We start from the raw sequence: 17829 nt of genomic DNA, 5'->3' as shown, positions 1-17829 counted from the left end.
AGGAGAAAACATGAGTCTTGCTACCCGTATCGAAAGCCTGGTCATCCGCGTCGCGCAGGAATTCAACGACGTTCGCGCCAAGGCAGGCAACCTTGCCAACCTCACCACCACCGACAAGTCGAATCTGGTCGCGGCCATCAACGAACTGAAAGCCGCCGTGGTGTCGTCGGCGGTGATCGACGATGCGCACGTCGCGGCCACGACCACGTACTCGTCCAACAAGATCGTCTCGCTGCTCGATGCGCTCAAGACCGAAATCTTGGGCGGTGCCGATGCCGCCTACGACACGCTGGTGGAAATCCAGCAACTGCTGCAGAACGGCACCAGTGGCCTGGATGCGCTGCTCGCCGCCGTCAACAACCGTGTGCGCTTCGATGCGGCGCAGTCGCTGACCGTGGCCGAGCAACTACAGGCACGCAGCAACATCGGAGCCGTCGCAGCCACCGATGTCGGCAATACCGACACAGACTTCGTCGCGGTCTTTGTGGGTGCGCTGGTCTGATGAGCCTCGCATCGCGCATCAGTGCGCTGGCCAGTCGTGTCGGGCTCGAGGTTAAGACCAAGATCGACGCCACCCACCCCGGCGTGGCCCGGGCGTGGGTGTGTTTCGGCTATGTCGGCACGCAGGTCGTCGTGCGTGCATCGCACAACGTGGCCAGCGTGACCAGGACGGCGGCTGGCCGCTACCGGGTGACCTTCGCCACTGCCATGCCGGATTCCAACTACTGCTGGACGGCGCTTGCCCGCAGCAGCACCAACAGCGGCACGCAGCGCATTGCCATCGTGCGATCCAGTACCGACCAGAAGACCGCTCAGTACGTCGACATCAGTTGCGCCACCACGTCTGCATCGTTCGACGACTCCTCCGAGATCAACCTCACGGTGTACCGCTGATGGCCTACACACAAGCACACCTCGACGCACTGGAAGCGGCGCTGGTCAAAGGCGAAAAGCGCGTGACTTTTGGCGACAAGACCGTCGAGTACCGCAGCGTCGATGAACTCCAGGCCGCCATTGGGGCGGTCAAGCGCGACCTCTTCGAGCAGGCCGTGGATACCGGGCTGTGGCCCGGTGCGCCACGCCAGATCCGGGTCACCACCGGCAAAGGGTTCTGAACATGCAATGGTTTGACCGAATGCGTAGACGCGTCGGCATGAGTCTGCTGGGCGGCACCCCGTTCTATGACGGTATCGGTGGCGGCCGTCGCGCATTGGCGTGGCAGGTCGGCAATCCAGGCGCTGTCGCAGCACTGGCGTTCACCCAGAACGAATTGCGCGCCAAGAGCCGCGATCTGGTACGCCGCAATGCCTGGGCAGCGGCAGGCGTTGAAGCCTTTGTCTCGAACGCCATTGGCACCGGCATCAAGCCGCAGAGCATGCTGGCCGATCAGCCCCTGCGAGAAGCCATTCATAGCCTGTGGTGGGACTGGTGCGAGGAGGCCGATGCCGCCGGACTGACCGATTTCTACGGACTGCAGGCCTTGGCCTGTCGCGCCATGCTCGAAGGCGGGGAATGCCTGGTGCGGCTGCGCTATCGCCGCCCAGAGGATGGCCTGCCGGTGGGTCTGCAGTTGCAGTTGCTCGAACCCGAACACCTGCCAGCCACGCTGAATCAGGAATTGGCTTCGGGAAATGTGATCCGTGCGGGCATCGAATTCGACAAGCTCGGACGGCGGGTGGCTTACCACCTGTATCGCTCACACCCGGGTGATGGCTCACTGGCTCCGATGTCGGGCACTGGTGGCGTGGTAGGCGGTCTCGACACAGTGCGTGTCCCGGCTAGCGAAATCATCCACCTGTTTCGTCCCTTGCGGCCCGGACAGATCCGGGGCGAACCGTGGCTGGCGCGCGCACTGGTCAAGCTCAACGAACTCGACCAGTACGACGACGCCGAGCTCGTGCGCAAGAAAACCGCCGCGATGTTCGCGGGCTTCATAACGCGCCTGTCCCCCGAGGACAACCTGATGGGTGAAGGCTTGCCGGATGCCAGCGGGGCTGCATTGGCCGGGCTGGAGCCGGGCACGATGCAGATCCTGGAGCCCGGCGAGGACGTGAAGTTCAGTCAGCCCGCCGACGTTGGCGCGAGCTACGCCGAATTCCTGCGCATGCAGTTCCGGGCGGTGGCAGCGGCGATGGGCATCACCTACGAGATGCTGACCGGCGACCTGACGCAAGTGAACTATTCGTCGATCCGGGCCGGGCTGCTGGAGTTTCGCCGCCGCTGTGAGGCCATCCAGCACGGCGTGATCGTCCACCAGCTGTGCCGCCCGATCTGGCGTGCCTGGATGGAGCAAGCGCTACTTGAAGGCGCGCTGGCGCTGCCGCAGTTCACCGAGAAGAAGCGCGACTACTTCGCGGCCAAATGGATTCCACAGGGTTGGCAGTGGGTCGATCCCAAGAAGGAATTCGACGCGATGCTGACCGCCATTCGCGCCGGGCTGCTGTCTCGCTCGGAAGCCATCTCGGCCTTCGGCTACGACGCCGAGGACATCGACCGCGAGATCGCCGCCGACAACCAGCGTGCCGATGCGCTCGGTCTGGTCTTTGACTCCGACCCGCGCCACGACAAAGCGCCCCAACCATCGGCATCGGGCGCTCCCATGAATGCGGCCGCCACTGTGACCGTGCCGCAAGACCAACAGGACAACTGACATGCAACTCGTTCATCTGGCGTCCCGCCTCTACGGGACGCCGCTCCTCATTGCGCGTCCCAAACTCGACGTGATCCTCTCCGTGTTGGGTTCCCGCATCGGCTTGCCCGATCTGGACATGGCAATGCCGCTGCCCATGCCGCGCCAAAGCGCCACATCGGGTCAGGCGGGCATTGCCGTCATCCCGGTGGTCGGCACGCTGGTCAGACGTTCGATGGGTATCGAAGCCGCCTCTGGCCTGATGTCCTACGGCGAGATCGAAGCCCGACTGGACGCCGCGCTGGCCGACCCACAGGTGGCGGGCATCCTGCTCGATCTGGACTCGCCCGGCGGCGAGGCCTCGGGTGTGTTTGAGTTGGCCGAGCGCATCCGCGCTGCCAGCACCATCAAGCCGATCTGGGCGCACGCCAACGATGCCGCGTACTCGGCGGCTTTTGCCATCGCGGCTGCCTGCCAGCGCCTGACGCTGTCGCAGACCGCTGGCGTCGGGTCGATTGGCGTGATCGCGCTGCACGTCGACCAGTCGGTGAAGGACGCCAAGGACGGCCTGAACTACACCGCTGTCTTCGCGGGCAGTCACAAGAACGATTTCTCCCCGCACGAGCCACTCACCCCCCAGGCCACCACCGCGTTGCAGACCGAGGTGGATCGCCTGTACGACATCTTCGTGAATCAGGTCGGACAGATGCGCGGAATCGATCCGGATGCCGTGCGCGCCACCGAGGCGGGGCTGTTCTATGGCGAGCAGGCGGTGGCAGCAGGCCTCGCCGACGCGGTGATGCCGTTTGATGCGGTGATGACCGAGTTCACCGACGCGTTGGCTGCCAAGCAGCGGTTGGCGCAGCCTGGCGTGGCCCGCGCCTCGCCGCGAAGCCTGTCCACTCAATCCATTTCAAACCCGCCCCGAAGCAAACCTTTCACCCTGGAGAACACCATGACCGACCCCAAAGACGACCACGAAAACCCGAGCGATCCGGCCGACACCGACCCACAGGGCGACCAGCCGCAGACCGACAGCGATTCGCAACCGACGCCTGCCGCCCAAGCCGCACTGGCGCAGTCGTTCGCCAGCGGGCGCGGCCAAGCTCAGGCCATTGCAGAGATGTGCCTGATCGCGGGCCAATCCCAACGCACGGCGGAATTCCTCGCAGCAGGCTTCTCGGAAGCGCAGGTGCGCCGCGCCTTGCTCGACGCCCGTGCCGACCAACCCGAAATCGCCTCGCGTATCACCGCCGATGCAGGAACCAGCCAGCACCCGGAAAACAGTCCGGTGGTCGCTGCCGTCAAGAAGCTCACCGCCAAGGAGTAAGCCATGCCCACTGTCTCTCAACCCAAGAATCTCGGCGACCTGTTGAAGTACGAAGCGCCGAATCTCTACTCGCGTGACCAGGACACCGTCGCGGCCGCGCAGAACCTGTCGCTGGGCACCGTGGTGGGCCGCGAAACGGCTACCGCCAAACTCAAGGCCCTCGACCCGAGCGCCTCGGACGGCACGGAAACCGCCGTTGGCGTGCTCGGCAATGACGTCGATGCGACGCTGATCGACCGTGAGGATGCGATCCTGATCGCCCGCCACGCCATCGTCGCGCGCGGCGCATTGGTCTGGCCGACCAGCATCAGCACGGCGCATAAAGCTGCTGCCATCAAGCAACTCGCAGAACGTGGAGTCCTGGCCCGCGATAGCGCCTGACCCACTTCCAACGCTCCGTTTCACTCCCCCCAAAACCCGCCGCTGGCGGGTTTCGTCATTTCTGGAGATCCCAAATGCAGAACCCTTTTGAAAACCCCGGCTTCTCGATGGCCAGCCTGACGGCCGCCATCAACCTCCTGCCCAATCGCTATGGGCGGCTGGAGCAACTCAACCTGTTCCCGGCCAAGCCGGTGCGCACCCGGCAGATCATCGTCGAGGAGTACGCCGGTCGTCTGAACCTGCTGCCCACCCGCGCGCCCGGTTCGCCCGGCACGGTGGGTGAACGTGGCAAGCGCAACCTGCGCTCCTTCGTGATCCCGCACATCCCCCACGACGACGTGGTGCTGCCAGAGGAAGTCCAAGGACTGCGCGCCTTCGGTTCCGAAACCGAAATGGAAGCCATCGGCGGTGTCATGGCCCGCCATCTGGAGACCATGCGCAACAAGCACGCGATCACTCTGGAGCATCTGCGCATGGGGGCGCTCAAGGGCAAGATTCTCGACGCTGATGGCAGTGAGCTCGTCGATCTGTTCGACGAGTTCGACATCACTGCGCAATCGGTGTCCTTCGAGTTTTCGACGGCGGCCGACAACGGGCAAATCAAGACTGCCTGCCTGGAACTGCTGGGGCTCATGGAAGATGGACTCACCGGCGAGTTCTCGACCGGTGTGCATGTGCTGTGCTCGACCGAGTTCTTCCGGGCGCTGACCACCCACAAGGAGGTCAAGACCGCCTACCAGAACTGGCAGCAGGGCGCAGTGCTGATCAACGACATGCGCTCGGGCTTCAGCTACAGCGGCATCACCTTCGAGGAATACCGTGGCCAGGCGTCCTTTGTGCAGGCCGACGGCACGCTGGGGTCGCGCCGCTTCATTGCCGCAGGGGAAGCCCATGCCTTCCCGGTCGGCACGGTGGATACCTTCGCCACGTACTTCGCGCCTGCGGACTTCAACGAGACCGTGAATACCATCGGCCAGCCGTTGTATGCCAAGCAGGAGCCGCGCAAGTTCGACCGGGGCACCGATCTGCACACGCAGTCGAACCCGCTGCCGATGTGCCACCGCCCGGGCGTGCTGATCAAGCTCGTTGCAGCCTGATGGATGTCGCGACGCTGTACGAAGCGGCCCGCAATGCCGGACTCCTGACCGCCGTCACGGTGGCGGGCACCACCGTGCAATGCGCCTTCCGTGCCCCAGACGAAACCGTGCTGGATGGTTTTGCACTGTCGCGGGACTACCAGATCGACTACCCGGCGTCCTGGCTGACGCTGGCAGTCGGGGACACGGTCGAGGTGGCAGGCAACACCTTTCAGGTGCGCGACGTGCGTGCCATTGGCGACGGTACCGAGCGTCGCGCCTCGCTCTCCCAACTCTGAGGAACTCCCCATGAACTCCGTCCGCGAGCGCGCCTTGCGGGAGATCGTCACGCGCCTGGCATCTGCGATTGGCCCGACACCGGTGCTGCGCATGCCTGCCGTGCCGGTCACCCGCGAGGCCAGTCCAGCGCTGCTGCTGTTCGTCGATGGCGACAGCATTACCGCCCACGCCAACCACCTGGTCGACCGGATGCTGATCGTCCGGCTTGCCGTGGTGGCACGCGGTGCGGATGCCTTCGATGTCGCCGACCAGGCGCTGGTCGCGGCCCACGCGGCAATGCTCGCCGACCCGAATCTGGGCGGTCTGGCCATCGCAGTGCGCGAGATCGACTGCGAATGGGAGTTCGACGACGCCGACTCCGGTGCCGTCGCGCTGCCCGCCCGCTACGAAATCCGCTACCGCACCCACGCCATTGATCTCACCCAAACAGGATGAACCCCTTATGCCAAATCTCTCCATCGAACTACTGAAACCCCATACCCACGCAGGCAAGCGCCTCGCCGTGGGTGATCGCCTTGATCTGAATGACGCCAGTGCCCGTTGGCTGATCGCACAAGGCACGGCCAAAGCGGCCATCCCCGCCACCGATTCCAAACCCACCCGCCGTGATGCCACGCCCGGTGTTTCCACAACTGCAGCCACCCAAGGAGACTGAACATGGCTTACTTTTCCGGACAAGGCCGCGTCTACATCGGCGCACGCGATGACCTCGGCAATCCAGCTGGACTGACCTTCGTCGGCAACGTGCCCGAGCTGAAGGTGTCGCTGTCGGTGGACACCATCGAGCACCAGGAAGCGCAGTCGGGTCAGCGCCTGACTGACCTCCAGCTCATCAAGACCAAGAAAGGCGAGTTCGCCTGCACGTTGGAAGAGCTGATCGCTACCAACTTGGCGCTCGCGCTCTACGGCACCACGACCACGATCACCCCCGGCGCGGTAACTGGCGAACTACTGCCCAACCCTGTCACCCCGGGCAGTCTGTATCCGTTGACCATGCAAAACGTGTCGGCGGTGCAGATCCAGGACTCAGATGCCACGCCAAAGACGCTCCCGGCCAGCCAGTACAGCGTCAATGCCAAGCACGGTTCACTGGTGGTGCTGGATGCCACGTCGGGCGGCCCCTACACCGAGCCGTTCACCGTCGATTACGCCTATGGCGCGGCGCAGAGCACGGCGATGTTCACCCAGCCCTTGCCCGAGCGCTGGATTCGCTTCGAGGGGCTCAACACCGCCGACGGCAACCGCGAGGTAGTGATCGACCTGTACCGCGTGGCCATCAATCCAGCCAAGGAACTCTCGATCATCACGGACGAACTGCTGAAGTTCGAGCTGTCGGGCCAGGTACTGGCGGATCTGACCAAGCCAGTCGGCGGTGATCTCGGTCAGTTCGGACGTCTGGTGCTGCTGTGATGGACGGCTTCAAGACCTTCCCCCCTGAGCCTGTGGTCGTGACGCTGTCCGGCACTGCGCTGGAACTGACGCCGATCCGGCTGGGTGAGTTGCCACGCCTGCTGGCCGTGGTGCGCCCGCTGGCCGAGGAAATCACCAGTGATCCGGACTGGATGGCGCTGCTGGGACGGCACGGCGATGCCGTGCTGGATTTGCTGGCGATCACCACCCGGCGTGAACGCGCGTGGATAAACGACCTGTCGCTGGAGGACGCCGTGCAACTGGCCGCCGCCGTGTTCGAGGTGAACGCGGATTTTTTCGTGGCGCACGTCGTTCCGGCAGTGCAAGGCGCAGCCCAGCGACTCGCACCGACGCTGAGCTCACTGACGAACTCGGGTGGGACGCTGCCGTCGCACGCCTGATCCGCGCCGGTCACCGCCTGGGCGACGTGATGGCCTACACGCTCACGCAGGCGCAAGCCTTCCTGGATGCCGACGGCCAGATCGAACGGCAGCAACTTGCCCAGTTGCTCGGCATCCATGCCGTGGCTGCCCAGGGCGAGAAGCGTGGCATCGAACAACTGCAACGCGATCTTCTGAAGGACTAACCCATGCGTCTCTCGCTCACCACCACCGGCTTGCTGGACCCGCGCCAGTTGGCGGCGTGGAGCACCGAGCGGCGTCGCGCCATCCACACCGCCGTCGCCAAGGGCATGCAGTCCGGTGGGCGTGAAGTGCGTGACGCGGCGCGATCCGAGATGCGCAGTGCCTTCACCGTCAAGCGCAACAGCTTCATCTCCTCGATGGGCGTGAAGGTGTTCGACAAGAAGCCCGAACTGCTGCCCGCCCTGCTGGTGGGCAGCAAGATTCCCTGGCTCGGTCTGCATGAAAAAGGCGGCACGGCGAGCGGCAATTTGCTGATACCGCTGCTGCCCGGGCGCATCGGCCCCAAGCGCTTCAAGGCGGTCATTGACGGCCTGATGCGCTCGGGCAATGCCTTCTTCATCGAGAAGAACGGTCGCGTGCTGCTGATGGCCGAGAACATCAAAGAGAACGCATCGCAACTCAACCGCTTCAAGCGCGCTGAGCGTGGTCGTACCGGGGCCAAGCAGATCAAGCGTGGCCAGGAGATTCCCATCGCCGTGCTGGTCAAGCGCGTCGATCTCAAACGACGACTAAATCTGGCGGGTGGCGTGCAACGCGCACTGCCTGCCTTGGCGCGGGCGATTCAACAAGAACTGGACAAAGTCTGATGGCAAGCAATCGTGCCCAAATCCTGATCAGTGCCGTCGACCAGACCAAGACCGCTTTCGACTCGATCAAGCGGGGCCTTGGTGGCCTGACCGACACCGCCAAGAGCGTCAACGGCGTGCTGGCCAACCTCGGGGTGGCCGTCTCCGTGGCCGGTCTGACCGCGATGGTGAAATCGGCCATCGACACTGGCGACGCGCTGGACGAGATGTCGCAACGTGTCGGTGTCAGCGTCGAGACCCTGTCGGTATGGAAACCGGCAGCCGAGCAGTCAGGTGTGTCCGGCGAATCGTTCGAGAAGGGGCTGCGCAAGCTGTCCACCACGATGCTGGAAGCCGCGACCGGGTCGGAAGATGCCGCGCGCGGATTCTCCGCCGTGGGTGTCGAGTTCAAGAACCAGGACGGCACCCTGCGCGCCACCGATCAGGTGCTGCTCGATCTGGCCGAGCGCTTCAAGGCCATGCCCGATGGCGCGGAGAAAACCGCGCTGGCCGTGCAACTGTTCGGCAAGTCAGGAGCCGAGCTGATCCCGTTCCTGAATCAGGGGCGCGACGGCATCAATGAGCTCGCCTCCGAGATGCAGGCGCTCGGTGTGCAGATGAGTAGTGAGACTGCAGCGCAGGCGGGCAACTTTAACGATGCGCTCGACAAGCTGAAACTGGCCACCACCAGCATCGGCAACCAGATCATCGCGTCCTTGCTACCCGCCCTGAACGATATGGCCGGTGGCATGGTCGAGTCGGCCAAGCAAGGCGGCACGCTGCGCGTGATCCTCGATGGCGTGGTGCTGGTGCTAAAGACCCTGGCCCTCGGTGCCGCCACCGTCGGCAAGGCATTCGTCGCCTTGGGCGAAGCCATTGGCGCGGGTGTCGCCGCCGCTGTGGAAGCGCTCAAGGGCAACACCGAAGGGGCCAAGGCCATCATTGCCGACCTCAAAGGCAATCTGGTCAAACGGCTGGATGAACTGGCGTCCTTCCGTGACAGCCTTTTCGACCCCAAGCCCATCGAGGTCAAGGCACCTAAGATCCAGGCTGATCCGGAACTGCTGCAACGCCTGACCAAGCCCAAAGCCGTCAAGCCAGCGCAGGATACGACCGGCGCACAAACCACGCTGATGAAAGCGCAGCTGGACGCTGAGTTCGCGCTGCTCAAGGACGGGCTGTCCCGGCAACAAACCGCGCTGGATGCCGCACTCGAAGACCGTCTGGTCTCGGTGCGCGACTACTACACGCAGAAAACTGCCCTCGAACAGCGCGAGGTCGATGCCGAGATTGCCCGCAAGCAGCAGGAGCTGGCCCGCAGTCAGCAAGTCGCCGCCACGGGCAAATCGGAAAACGACCGCCTGCGTGCCAAGGCCGAAGTGGCCAAGTCGGAAGCCGACCTCATCACGCTCAACAATCGGCGCACGGACATCGAGCAGGCAAATGCGCGTAAGGCCGCGCAAGCCGAGCGTGAGCTGGCCGATGCCTTGGCGCAGGCGCGTGAGGAACTGGCGCAGATCACCGGCACGGCCACTGATGCCGACCGGCAAGCTGCCATTGAGCGCAGTTACCGGGATCTGCGTGCGCGACTGGCGGCAGAAAGCGATGCCGATGGCGTGTCGCTCGTTGATCGGCTCATCAATGTGAAGGCTGCACAGGCTAATCTGGCTGCGCTTGAAACTCAGTGGCGGCAAGTCACTGAGCGTCTGCGTAATGCGCAGGAGACCATTCAGACCCAGCAGCAGGCTGGGCTGCTGACCGAAGCACAGGCTCGCCAGCAGATCGTGACCCTGCAACAGCAATCGGCCACCGAGATGGAGCGCCTCTTGCCGACCATGCAGCAAGCCGCGCAGGCCATCGGGCCGGATGCGGTGATTCGCGTGCAGGCGTGGCGCAACGAGCTGGATCGTACCCGCCTCACGGTCGATGAAATGGCCCCGCTGTGGAATCGCATCGGCGAGAGTTTTGGCGGTGCGCTCAACGGGATGATCACCGGCGCGCAGACCTGGCGCAGTGCCTTGGCGAGCATCTTCCAGCAGGTGTCCGACGCCTTCCTGCAGCAGATCGTGATCCAGCCGTTCCAGCAGTGGATCGCCATGCAGGCGCGGATGCTGGCGCTCAAGCTCGGTTTCATCCAGCAAGAGCAGACCGTCGATGCGGCGGCCAGCGCCGCCAAGGTCGCCCAAAAGACCACCGAAACCACCGCCGTGGTGTCGATGGATGCAGCCAAGGCGGGAGCCGGGGCGGCGGCGTCGCAGGCTTCCATTCCCTACGTTGGCCCGGCACTCGCGGTAGCCGCGATGGTAGCCATGGTCGCCGCTGTGATGGCGCTCTTGGGTGGCATCAAGAAGTTTGCGGGCGGTGGTCTGGTCTCCGGGCCGGGCAGCGCCACCTCGGATTCGATCCCGGCGCGTCTGTCCGCAGGCGAGTACGTGATGCGGGCGGCCGCCGTGCGCCAGCTCGGTGTGGCCTTCCTCGATTCGCTCAACGGTTTGTCGGCAGGCCCACGTTTCAAGGGTGGCGACTTGGCCTTCGCAGCGGGCGGACTGGTACCAGAGGTGAAAGTGCCGCCCGCGCAGCCGCAGATGAATCAGGCGGTGCGCATCGTCAACGCGGTCGATCCGGGTGTGACCCACGACCACCTGCAGTCGCCTGCCGGAGAGAAAGTCATCGTCAACATCATCGGGCGCAATGCACGGGCCATCCGTGCGGCGCTGCAAGGCTGAATTTCAGGGGAAAGTCCAATGGCACTTCTGTTCATCGACGGTTTCGACCACTACGACCCGCAAGCCGTGGACAGCTTTGGCGATCCGTGGCTTGCGCGTGGCAAGGCGGCGTATCTGTCGCCGCAGGCCACCCGTATCAATGGCCGTCGCCCGTCCTCCTATGCCCTGCGTTTGCCGGAAGGTTCGGGGGGTGGCTACGTCAAGAACCTCGACGCCACCAAGACCAGCCTGATCGTCGGGGCGGCCATTCGCGTGGTGCCGTACCAAAACACCTACACCGAGCCACTGCTGCTGGGCGTGCGCGATGCCAACTCGCAGGTCGCGCATCTCGTGAAAATCGGCGAGGACGGTCGGCTCAAGCTCTACCGCTGGCAATACGGCTATGACCAGTTGATCTCTGTCTCAGTTGCCAGCGCTCCGGCGCGCGGCTGGCACTACATCGAGTTGCAGGTCACGCAGGGCACCAGCAACGGCATTCTGTCAGTACGCATCAACGGCATCCTGGCCATCCAGATGACAGCGCAGAACACCATCCAGGGCGGTGGCCAACTGCTCACGGCATTCGTGGGTGCCGTGCCTGGCCAAAACTGCCCGCTCACCATCGACGTCGACGACTTCTACATCGCCGATACCAGCGGCACGATCAACAACACCTTTCTCGGTGATGTGCGCGTCGATGCCTTGCAGGCACAGGCCGATGGCAGCCTGAACCAGTGGACGGCCAGCCCGGTCGGTACCGCCGCATGGGAAGCCGTGAGCGACGAGGACGAAGCTACGGCGATCAATGCGCCGAACGTGGGGTTGCGCCAGTCCTTCGATGTCGAGCCGTTGCCGGTGATGGCCACGCCCGCCATCTACGGCGTCCAGCTCACGATGCTGGCCCGCAAGACCGACGCCGGTCTGGGGAAGGTCAAAGGCCTCGTGGTCAGTGGTGCACAAAGCGCCGTCAGCACCGACATCATTTTGCAAGAACAACTGGCATGGCAGAGCACGCTGTTCGAGCGCAACCCGAACGGCAACGTGCAGTGGACGGAGGCCGCCTTCAATGCCGCTGAGTTCGGCGTGGAGTCGGCATGACGGATCGCGTCGTCGTTCAAGACCTCGCGGAGGTTTCCAGCAAGCCGACGCCTGGAAGCGAACTGCCCGCCTTCCAGGGTGAAGTGCTCTCGCGCGCCACTTTCGGGGCGAGCGCAGCCAGCTTCACGCCGGAAACAGCTGTCGCTCCGCTGCCGCCCAATCTGGCGGCCAGCCTGCTGGCGGAATCCTTGGCGGGCCCCTGGCCACCCATCGACGCACCGATCTTTCTGGTCGAAGTGTTGCGCCGGGATACGGCCTCAAGCGCCATCGTCGCCACCGGTATGGATGCCTTCGGCGACCAGCCTTGGCCGGATGCGCAACGCGGCGTGTTTGCCTTCCGTCATGATTGGATGGAGCCCCTTGTGGAACGGCTGGAGTGGCAGACCAGCGTCACGCGGCTGGCCAGTGGCAACGAATCCCGTCAGGCACGCCGACGTGTTCCTCGGCGCTGGCTCACCTACAAGGTGGGCAACGCCCGGCAGACCGATGCCCTGGTGGCCGACTGGCTGGCCGATCATCTCGGTCAAATGGCGCTGTGGCCGCTGCCGCAGTACGCGGTGCACCTGACCGAGTCCTGCGAACGTGGCGCACTGGCACTCAATGTGACGGAGGCTGATGGGCGACAGTTCGGGCCACTCTCGGCCAATGTGCATCTGACCTACGACGGGGTGCAGGGCTGGCAGGAAACTGAGAACAATGGCCGCTGGATTTTGATCATCGCCGCTGATGGCTGGCAGATCGCCCAACTCAGCGATGTGGAAAGCGATCTGCTGTGGCTGACGGAGCCCTTGGCACGCGCTGCAGCCGTGGGCAGCACCATCATGCCCTTGGTGTGGGGTAAGGCCATCGATCCTGCGGATCTCACGCAGTGGGTCCCTGGCATGGTCGGTGGCAACATTCCCACACAGATCCAGCCTGCGCCACAGCCCGACCAGGATGTTCTCGATGACCCATGGCTCGACGAGGTCCCGGTCTGGCCAGATGGCAACTGGCGTGACGATCCGACAGCCGCCGCGCAGGCCACGATCACCCGCCAGGATTTATCCCCTGCAGATCCGTGGGTGCGCCGGGACGATCCGTGGGCGACGACGACTTTGCAGCGGCGCTATCTGGCCAGCTCACTCGATGAAATCGAAATCTGGCGGGCGCGGCTATGGCGCACCCAGGGGCGTCTGGAAGCCTTCTGGCTGCCTGATGGCATAGCCCCGATCTTGTGGGTGAACGTCGAAGCTGATCCCGAGGACGGCTTCCTGCGCGTGGATGGCAAAGACATCTCGGCGCTCTGGCATCGCCCCGCGGCCTGCTTGATCGTGCATCCAGACGGCTATCGGCAGTACGCCCTGACGGCTACCTGCCATCTGGATCAAAGCGGTGTGCTGGTGCTGCGCTCGGGCCTCGACGACTGGGTGCCCGCAGGCAGCCGTGTCATTCGCCTCGTTCGCTGCCGCCTCGACCACGACGCCATCGACCTGTACTGGCACAGCCCGACGCTGCTGGAGATCACTTTGACAGCACGCCAATTGCCCGAACCACGCGGCAATGACCGTCAAACCTACGAGGGAGAGTAAGCACGATGAGCCAGAACCCATTGCTGGAAGTCGAGCTATACGCCTTCGCCAGCAACAGCGCGCAGTTCTATCTGACGCCGCACGAATTCGATATTGATCTGGATGGCAACCTCTACAAGAGCCTGGCCTTGGAACGCAACGAACTGGCGCTGGGTGCTGAAGCTGCGAAGGCTGGCTTGGATCTGAAACTGCCGCCGAACTGTGATTTGGTGCGCCACCTGCTCGCCAACTCGCTGACCGGCGACACCACCTCGATCACCCTGCGCATCGGACGGCGTGATACCTGGGGCGACTACTGGTGGATCTCCGGCACGCGCTGGATGGGACGGGTGCTGGGCGTCGAGGTCGCCGACGATGTGGCTCGCGTTCGCTGCGAATCCGCGCAAGTCAGTCTCAAGCGTATCGGGTTGCGGCGGCTCTACAGCCGCAAGTGTTCCCACGTGCTGTATTCGGCTGCCTGTGGTGCCTCACCGATTTCTGCCAGCGCCTTTGTGAGCAACACCAATGGCCGCAACGTCGATCTCGACGGTGGCACGCCCGGCAGCGTCATTGGTGGCTTGGCCGGTGGCTGGCTGCAAACCTCGGAAGGTGCCCGCCACATGATCGTCAATGACTACGGTGGCGGCGTCGAGTTGCTCTATCCGGTCGCCATAGACGTCGGCACAGAGGTACTTCTGACGGTCGGCTGCGATCACAGCACGGCCACGTGCGAGTCGCGCTTCGGCAACCTCGACAACTACGGCGGCTTTCCCGCCATCCCGAGCAAAAACCCGTTCTCGACGGGCGTGTTCTGAATCCCTGGAGAAATCGCCATGTGGTACCTCGTCGTCATCGTGGTGGCGGCGCTGGTTTCGGTCGCGCTCGCACCGAAACCGCCCGAACCCAAACCGGCATCCTTATCTGACGTCGATGCCCCCACCGCAGAAGAAGGCCGACCGATTCCCGTCGTGTTCGGCACCGTGCTGCTGCGTGGCTCCAACGTCGTCTGGTACGGCGATCTGGAAGCCGACCCCATCAAGAAGAAAGGTGGCAAGAAATGACCACTCAGACCGTCATCACCATCGATCACGTACGCGCCGTGGGCCTGTGCGTGAACGGCACGCGCACATGGTTCGCGCGTCACGATCTGGATTTCCGCGCCTTCCTGCGTGAAGGCTGTGACGCCGACACCTTGCTGGCCACCGGCGATGCAATGGCCCAACGTGTGGTCGAGCATGCCCGTAATCAATCCAGCCAGCGGGAGCAAGGCTGATGGGTGGCAGCAGCAAATCGCAAACCGTTGGCTACCGCTACCGGATGGGACTGCATCTGGTCTTGTGCCAGGGGCCCGTTGATGCCGTGCAGGAAATCCAGATGGGCGACCGTACCGCGTGGGGGGATGCCGACCGCGCGCCGCTGTCCAACGGGCATGGGCTGACCAGCCTCTCGATCAACAAGCCCACGCTGTTTGGCGGCGACGAGCGCGAAGGCGGCGTGGTCGGCACCATCGATGTGCTTTCTGGTCATGCCGGACAAGGACGCAACGACTACCTGATGAGTCGCCTCGGCAGTTCCATTCCGGCATTTCGGGGCGTGCTGTCCTTGGTGGCACGCAAGATCCTGTTCGCGGCCAACAACCCCTACATCAAACCGTGGGCGGTGCGCGTTCGGCGCTTCACAGCGGGTTGGTTCGATGCGCCGTGGATGGAATGGAATGCCGAAGTCCGCACCTGGGATGAGGACGAAGGCCAGGAAATCAGCGTCGGCATGAACCCGGCGCACATCCTGGTGCAGTGCCTCACCGATCCGCACTGGGGCATGGGCTATCCGCAGAGCACCATCGGCTGGAGTTTCTGGAACGCAGCGTGGGCCCTGTCGAGCGAGGGCTTCGGCCTCAATCTGATCTGGACGCGCCAGCAGCCCATCGAGAGCTTCATCGGCCAGGTCATCGACCACATTGGAGGCATCCTCTACACCGACCCGGAGCAAGGCACGTTTGAGCTCAAGCTGCTGCGCGACGACTATTGGATCGACAGCCTACCGCAGTTGGGGCCTGACGAAATTGTGCGGCTGGAACGATTCGAACGTGCCCAGTGGGGCGAACTGCCCAATGAACTGACCGTGGTCTACACCGACTGGCAGACCGGCGGTGATGCTGCCGTCACGGTCGAGAATCTGGCCGCCATCCAGTTGCAGGGCGGCGTGATCAATCAACGCCGCGACTACCCGGGCGTTAACTACGGGCCACTGGCCGCGCGGCTGGCCTTGCGTGACCTGCGCGCCTTGGGTTCGCCGTTGGCACGGATGAGTCTGACGGTGGCACGCGACACGCTGGAGCGTGCGCCGCTGCCGGGTGATGTATTTCTGCTGAACTGGCCGCGCTTGGGTGTTGATCAGATGGTGGTGCGCGTCACCGGCATCGACACCGGCACCTTGGGAACGGCCGAGTGGCGCATCGAAGCCATGGAAGATGTGTTCGGGATGAGCAACACCGTGCTGTCGCCCCCGCCACCGCACGTCGAGGAGCCGACCATCGAACCGTTGCCGCCCGCCTTGGTGCTGGCCGTCGAGGTGCCGTATTGGGAACTGGCCCGGCGTTTGTCGCGTGCAGATCTAGCCTACCTGACCGATACGGACACCTATCTCGGTGCGCTGGCCGCCGCCGGTGGCACCGGGCAATTGAATTGGCAACTGGCTACCGGCGCGTCGGGCGGAGACCTCACTGCCGTGGTGGGCGAAGACTACGCACCACTGTTGACGCTCGATGCAGCCTTGCCTGCCAGCGAGGTCGATGCCATCGGTGTGCCGGTGACGGCCATCAGCCAGCCGGAGCGACTGGCCGAGGGCGACTACGCGTATCTGATGGCCGCCAGTGGGGCAATTGCAGAGGCCGTTGCCGTCCTGGCCTTCGATGCTGCCAACGCGACCATCGATCTCGCACGCGGCGTGCTCGACACCACACCCCAAGCACATGCCTCGGGGACTCGGTTGATCGGTGTCGGCGAATGGCTGGCATCCGAAGGTGCGGAGCGGGCCCCGGGCGAATCGGTGTTCGTGGGCGCGATTCCTCGCACTTCGACCGATCAGGGCGATCCTGTGTTGGCCGCCAATGGGCAGCCGATGGTGCTGGCTGGTCGGCAGGCTTTGCCGTATCCACCCGGTCGTATCCGCCTCAATGGCCAGACAGAGCCTGCCATTGTGGCCGGTGATCTCAACGTCGCGTGGGCACATCGCGACCGCACTCAGCAGACAGCCTACATCGTGCAGCAAGACGAGGGCGATATCGGGCCAGAACTGGGCGTGACCTACACGGTGCACATCCGCAATCGCAACAACGTGCTGGTTCGTAACGAGACGGGGCTGCTCGGCACCGCCTACATCTGGACGGCAGCAGTTGCCGCGCTGGATGCCGGTGCGCTGGGCGACCGCATCACGGTGGAGATCAGTGCCGAGCGCGATGGTTTGAGTAGCTGGCAGCCGCAGGTGCGGGTCATGGATCGCGCGGGCTACGGCCTGCGCTGGGGACAGTATTGGGGAGGTGTGTGATGGAGCCGCGCATCGATGTTCATCTGCTCACCCTGAACGAGCTTGTCGAATGGCGTGATGCCTGCATCGCCAGCCTCGAGGACGCACCGATCCAGTTGCACGTTTTGCCCGGCATTCCGGGGCGTATCGGCGAGGCACGCGCGGCAGGCTATGCACAAGGCACGCTGCCGCTGGTGTCCTTTGTCGATCCCGACGATTTGTACGAAGCCAGTGCCTTCACACAACTGGCCGATGCGCTGGATGCCTGCCCGCAGGCCGTGATGGCCTACACCGACGAAGCACTGACCGACGAAAAGGGCCAGGACATCGCCGTGCGGCGTCTGGCCTACAGCCGTTGGCAACACGCCAACAGCGCCAGCCACGTGCACGGCCTGATCGTGATGCGTCGAACCGTCGTCGAAGCCGTGCTCAAGGAAACTACCGACCTCAACAACTTCGCCGACTGGCTGCTGACCCTGCTTGTAGCCAAGCGCGGCGGCGTGCTGTACCTGCCCATCGTCGGGCGGCATTGGCGACAACATCCGCAGCAAAGCCACCGAACCGGTGATCCGGAAGCAGTCCGGCGCATTCGCCAAGCATCGAACCTCTGGAGATAGA

Annotated in this window: 22 protein-coding genes; all 22 read left to right on the top strand. The window is 64.1% G+C overall.

Annotation, left to right across the window (positions count from 1 at the left end):
* The first annotated feature begins 10 nt into the window (after positions 1-10).
* The 22 genes from N8I74_RS05675 to N8I74_RS05570 all read left to right on the top strand — a co-directional run bounded on the left by N8I74_RS05675 (position 11) and on the right by N8I74_RS05570 (position 17828).
* Positions 11-502 (top strand): hypothetical protein, encoded by a 492-nt coding sequence (locus N8I74_RS05675; protein WP_009521722.1) that lies wholly within the window; start codon positions 11-13, stop codon positions 500-502.
* Positions 502-894 carry a hypothetical protein gene (locus N8I74_RS05670; RefSeq protein WP_263125900.1) on the top strand — a complete coding sequence of 131 codons (393 nt, stop codon included), beginning with the start codon at positions 502-504 and terminating at the stop codon, positions 892-894. The genes N8I74_RS05675 and N8I74_RS05670 overlap by 1 nt, the downstream gene beginning before the upstream one ends.
* Positions 894-1115: a phage head-tail joining protein gene (locus N8I74_RS05665; protein WP_263125899.1), complete on the top strand. Its 222-nt coding sequence runs from the start codon at positions 894-896 to the stop codon at positions 1113-1115. Before N8I74_RS05670 ends, N8I74_RS05665 begins: the two co-directional genes overlap by 1 nt.
* A 20-nt stretch (positions 1116-1135) precedes the next feature.
* Entirely contained in the window at positions 1136-2650 is a 1515-nt protein-coding gene (locus N8I74_RS05660; protein ID WP_263125898.1) for a phage portal protein, read from the top strand.
* 1 nt (position 2651) lies between these two features.
* Positions 2652-3959, top strand: coding sequence for a S49 family peptidase (locus N8I74_RS05655; protein WP_263125897.1), 1308 nt, complete (start codon positions 2652-2654; stop codon positions 3957-3959).
* A gap of 3 nt (positions 3960-3962) precedes the next feature.
* The gene (locus tag N8I74_RS05650; protein ID WP_263125896.1) at positions 3963-4340 is read left to right on the top strand and encodes a head decoration protein; all 378 of its coding nucleotides are present in this window, start codon (positions 3963-3965) and stop codon (positions 4338-4340) included.
* Between the two features lie 74 nt (positions 4341-4414).
* On the top strand, positions 4415-5437 hold the full coding sequence (locus N8I74_RS05645; protein ID WP_020200538.1) for a major capsid protein: 1023 nt from the start codon (positions 4415-4417) through the stop codon (positions 5435-5437).
* The gene (locus N8I74_RS05640) at positions 5437-5715 is read left to right on the top strand and encodes a head-tail joining protein (protein ID WP_263125895.1); all 279 of its coding nucleotides are present in this window, start codon (positions 5437-5439) and stop codon (positions 5713-5715) included. Before N8I74_RS05645 ends, N8I74_RS05640 begins: the two co-directional genes overlap by 1 nt.
* 10 nt (positions 5716-5725) lie before the next feature.
* Positions 5726-6151, top strand: coding sequence for a hypothetical protein (locus tag N8I74_RS05635; RefSeq protein ID WP_263125894.1), 426 nt, complete (start codon positions 5726-5728; stop codon positions 6149-6151).
* A 7-nt stretch (positions 6152-6158) separates the two neighbouring features.
* Positions 6159-6371 (top strand): DUF7210 family protein, encoded by a 213-nt coding sequence (locus tag N8I74_RS05630; RefSeq protein WP_263125893.1) that lies wholly within the window; start codon positions 6159-6161, stop codon positions 6369-6371.
* Between the two features lie 2 nt (positions 6372-6373).
* Entirely contained in the window at positions 6374-7126 is a 753-nt protein-coding gene (locus tag N8I74_RS05625; protein ID WP_263125891.1) for a phage tail tube protein, read from the top strand.
* On the top strand, positions 7126-7527 hold the full coding sequence (locus N8I74_RS05620; protein ID WP_263125889.1) for a hypothetical protein: 402 nt from the start codon (positions 7126-7128) through the stop codon (positions 7525-7527). The genes N8I74_RS05625 and N8I74_RS05620 overlap by 1 nt, the downstream gene beginning before the upstream one ends.
* Positions 7528-7556: 29 nt before the next feature.
* Positions 7557-7712 carry a hypothetical protein gene (locus N8I74_RS05615; protein WP_009521710.1) on the top strand — a complete coding sequence of 52 codons (156 nt, stop codon included), beginning with the start codon at positions 7557-7559 and terminating at the stop codon, positions 7710-7712.
* Between the two features lie 3 nt (positions 7713-7715).
* A complete protein-coding gene (locus tag N8I74_RS05610) occupies positions 7716-8357 on the top strand; it encodes a DUF6441 family protein (protein WP_263125888.1) in 642 nt (213 codons plus the stop codon).
* Positions 8357-11062: a coiled-coil domain-containing protein gene (locus tag N8I74_RS05605; protein WP_263125887.1), complete on the top strand. Its 2706-nt coding sequence runs from the start codon at positions 8357-8359 to the stop codon at positions 11060-11062. Before N8I74_RS05610 ends, N8I74_RS05605 begins: the two co-directional genes overlap by 1 nt.
* 18 nt (positions 11063-11080) lie before the next feature.
* Positions 11081-12139: a hypothetical protein gene (locus tag N8I74_RS05600; RefSeq protein WP_263125886.1), complete on the top strand. Its 1059-nt coding sequence runs from the start codon at positions 11081-11083 to the stop codon at positions 12137-12139.
* Positions 12136-13707 carry a hypothetical protein gene (locus N8I74_RS05595; protein WP_263125885.1) on the top strand — a complete coding sequence of 524 codons (1572 nt, stop codon included), beginning with the start codon at positions 12136-12138 and terminating at the stop codon, positions 13705-13707. Before N8I74_RS05600 ends, N8I74_RS05595 begins: the two co-directional genes overlap by 4 nt.
* Positions 13708-13712: 5 nt before the next feature.
* Entirely contained in the window at positions 13713-14501 is a 789-nt protein-coding gene (locus N8I74_RS05590; protein WP_263125884.1) for a DUF2163 domain-containing protein, read from the top strand.
* An 18-nt stretch (positions 14502-14519) separates the two neighbouring features.
* Positions 14520-14747, top strand: a complete 228-nt coding sequence (locus N8I74_RS05585; RefSeq protein ID WP_009521704.1) for a hypothetical protein — start codon at positions 14520-14522, stop codon at positions 14745-14747.
* A complete protein-coding gene (locus N8I74_RS05580; protein WP_263125883.1) occupies positions 14744-14959 on the top strand; it encodes a hypothetical protein in 216 nt (71 codons plus the stop codon). Before N8I74_RS05585 ends, N8I74_RS05580 begins: the two co-directional genes overlap by 4 nt.
* Before the next feature lie 101 nt (positions 14960-15060).
* The gene (locus N8I74_RS05575) at positions 15061-17232 is read left to right on the top strand and encodes a phage tail protein (RefSeq protein ID WP_263125882.1); all 2172 of its coding nucleotides are present in this window, start codon (positions 15061-15063) and stop codon (positions 17230-17232) included.
* Entirely contained in the window at positions 17232-17828 is a 597-nt protein-coding gene (locus N8I74_RS05570) for a glycosyltransferase family protein (protein ID WP_263125881.1), read from the top strand. The genes N8I74_RS05575 and N8I74_RS05570 overlap by 1 nt, the downstream gene beginning before the upstream one ends.
* Position 17829 lies beyond the last annotated feature (1 nt).

This window comes from Chitiniphilus purpureus, from assembly GCF_025642115.1.
GTDB lineage: Bacteria > Pseudomonadota > Gammaproteobacteria > Burkholderiales > Chitinibacteraceae > Chitiniphilus > Chitiniphilus purpureus.
Note: the sequence above shows the minus strand (reverse complement) of the source record. Positions and strands in the feature narration are given on the sequence as shown.

What these genes read in the sequence shown, in the direction of transcription:
- N8I74_RS05580 (WP_263125883.1), top strand. Translation starts at nt 14,744, where the DNA reads ATGACCACTCAGACCGTCATCACCATCGATCACGTACGCGCCGTGGGC.
- N8I74_RS05645 (WP_020200538.1), top strand. Translation starts at nt 4,415, where the DNA reads ATGCAGAACCCTTTTGAAAACCCCGGCTTCTCGATGGCCAGCCTGACG.
- N8I74_RS05660 (WP_263125898.1), top strand. Translation starts at nt 1,136, where the DNA reads ATGCGTAGACGCGTCGGCATGAGTCTGCTGGGCGGCACCCCGTTCTAT.
- N8I74_RS05575 (WP_263125882.1), top strand. Translation starts at nt 15,061, where the DNA reads ATGGGCGACCGTACCGCGTGGGGGGATGCCGACCGCGCGCCGCTGTCC.
- N8I74_RS05675 (WP_009521722.1), top strand. Translation starts at nt 11, where the DNA reads ATGAGTCTTGCTACCCGTATCGAAAGCCTGGTCATCCGCGTCGCGCAG.
- N8I74_RS05665 (WP_263125899.1), top strand. Translation starts at nt 894, where the DNA reads ATGGCCTACACACAAGCACACCTCGACGCACTGGAAGCGGCGCTGGTC.
- N8I74_RS05625 (WP_263125891.1), top strand. Translation starts at nt 6,374, where the DNA reads ATGGCTTACTTTTCCGGACAAGGCCGCGTCTACATCGGCGCACGCGAT.
- N8I74_RS05590 (WP_263125884.1), top strand. Translation starts at nt 13,713, where the DNA reads ATGAGCCAGAACCCATTGCTGGAAGTCGAGCTATACGCCTTCGCCAGC.
- N8I74_RS05635 (WP_263125894.1), top strand. Translation starts at nt 5,726, where the DNA reads ATGAACTCCGTCCGCGAGCGCGCCTTGCGGGAGATCGTCACGCGCCTG.
- N8I74_RS05670 (WP_263125900.1), top strand. Translation starts at nt 502, where the DNA reads ATGAGCCTCGCATCGCGCATCAGTGCGCTGGCCAGTCGTGTCGGGCTC.
- N8I74_RS05600 (WP_263125886.1), top strand. Translation starts at nt 11,081, where the DNA reads ATGGCACTTCTGTTCATCGACGGTTTCGACCACTACGACCCGCAAGCC.
- N8I74_RS05570 (WP_263125881.1), top strand. Translation starts at nt 17,232, where the DNA reads ATGGAGCCGCGCATCGATGTTCATCTGCTCACCCTGAACGAGCTTGTC.
- N8I74_RS05615 (WP_009521710.1), top strand. Translation starts at nt 7,557, where the DNA reads ATGGCCTACACGCTCACGCAGGCGCAAGCCTTCCTGGATGCCGACGGC.
- N8I74_RS05655 (WP_263125897.1), top strand. Translation starts at nt 2,652, where the DNA reads ATGCAACTCGTTCATCTGGCGTCCCGCCTCTACGGGACGCCGCTCCTC.
- N8I74_RS05595 (WP_263125885.1), top strand. Translation starts at nt 12,136, where the DNA reads ATGACGGATCGCGTCGTCGTTCAAGACCTCGCGGAGGTTTCCAGCAAG.
- N8I74_RS05585 (WP_009521704.1), top strand. Translation starts at nt 14,520, where the DNA reads ATGTGGTACCTCGTCGTCATCGTGGTGGCGGCGCTGGTTTCGGTCGCG.
- N8I74_RS05630 (WP_263125893.1), top strand. Translation starts at nt 6,159, where the DNA reads ATGCCAAATCTCTCCATCGAACTACTGAAACCCCATACCCACGCAGGC.
- N8I74_RS05620 (WP_263125889.1), top strand. Translation starts at nt 7,126, where the DNA reads ATGGACGGCTTCAAGACCTTCCCCCCTGAGCCTGTGGTCGTGACGCTG.
- N8I74_RS05605 (WP_263125887.1), top strand. Translation starts at nt 8,357, where the DNA reads ATGGCAAGCAATCGTGCCCAAATCCTGATCAGTGCCGTCGACCAGACC.
- N8I74_RS05610 (WP_263125888.1), top strand. Translation starts at nt 7,716, where the DNA reads ATGCGTCTCTCGCTCACCACCACCGGCTTGCTGGACCCGCGCCAGTTG.
- N8I74_RS05640 (WP_263125895.1), top strand. Translation starts at nt 5,437, where the DNA reads ATGGATGTCGCGACGCTGTACGAAGCGGCCCGCAATGCCGGACTCCTG.
- N8I74_RS05650 (WP_263125896.1), top strand. Translation starts at nt 3,963, where the DNA reads ATGCCCACTGTCTCTCAACCCAAGAATCTCGGCGACCTGTTGAAGTAC.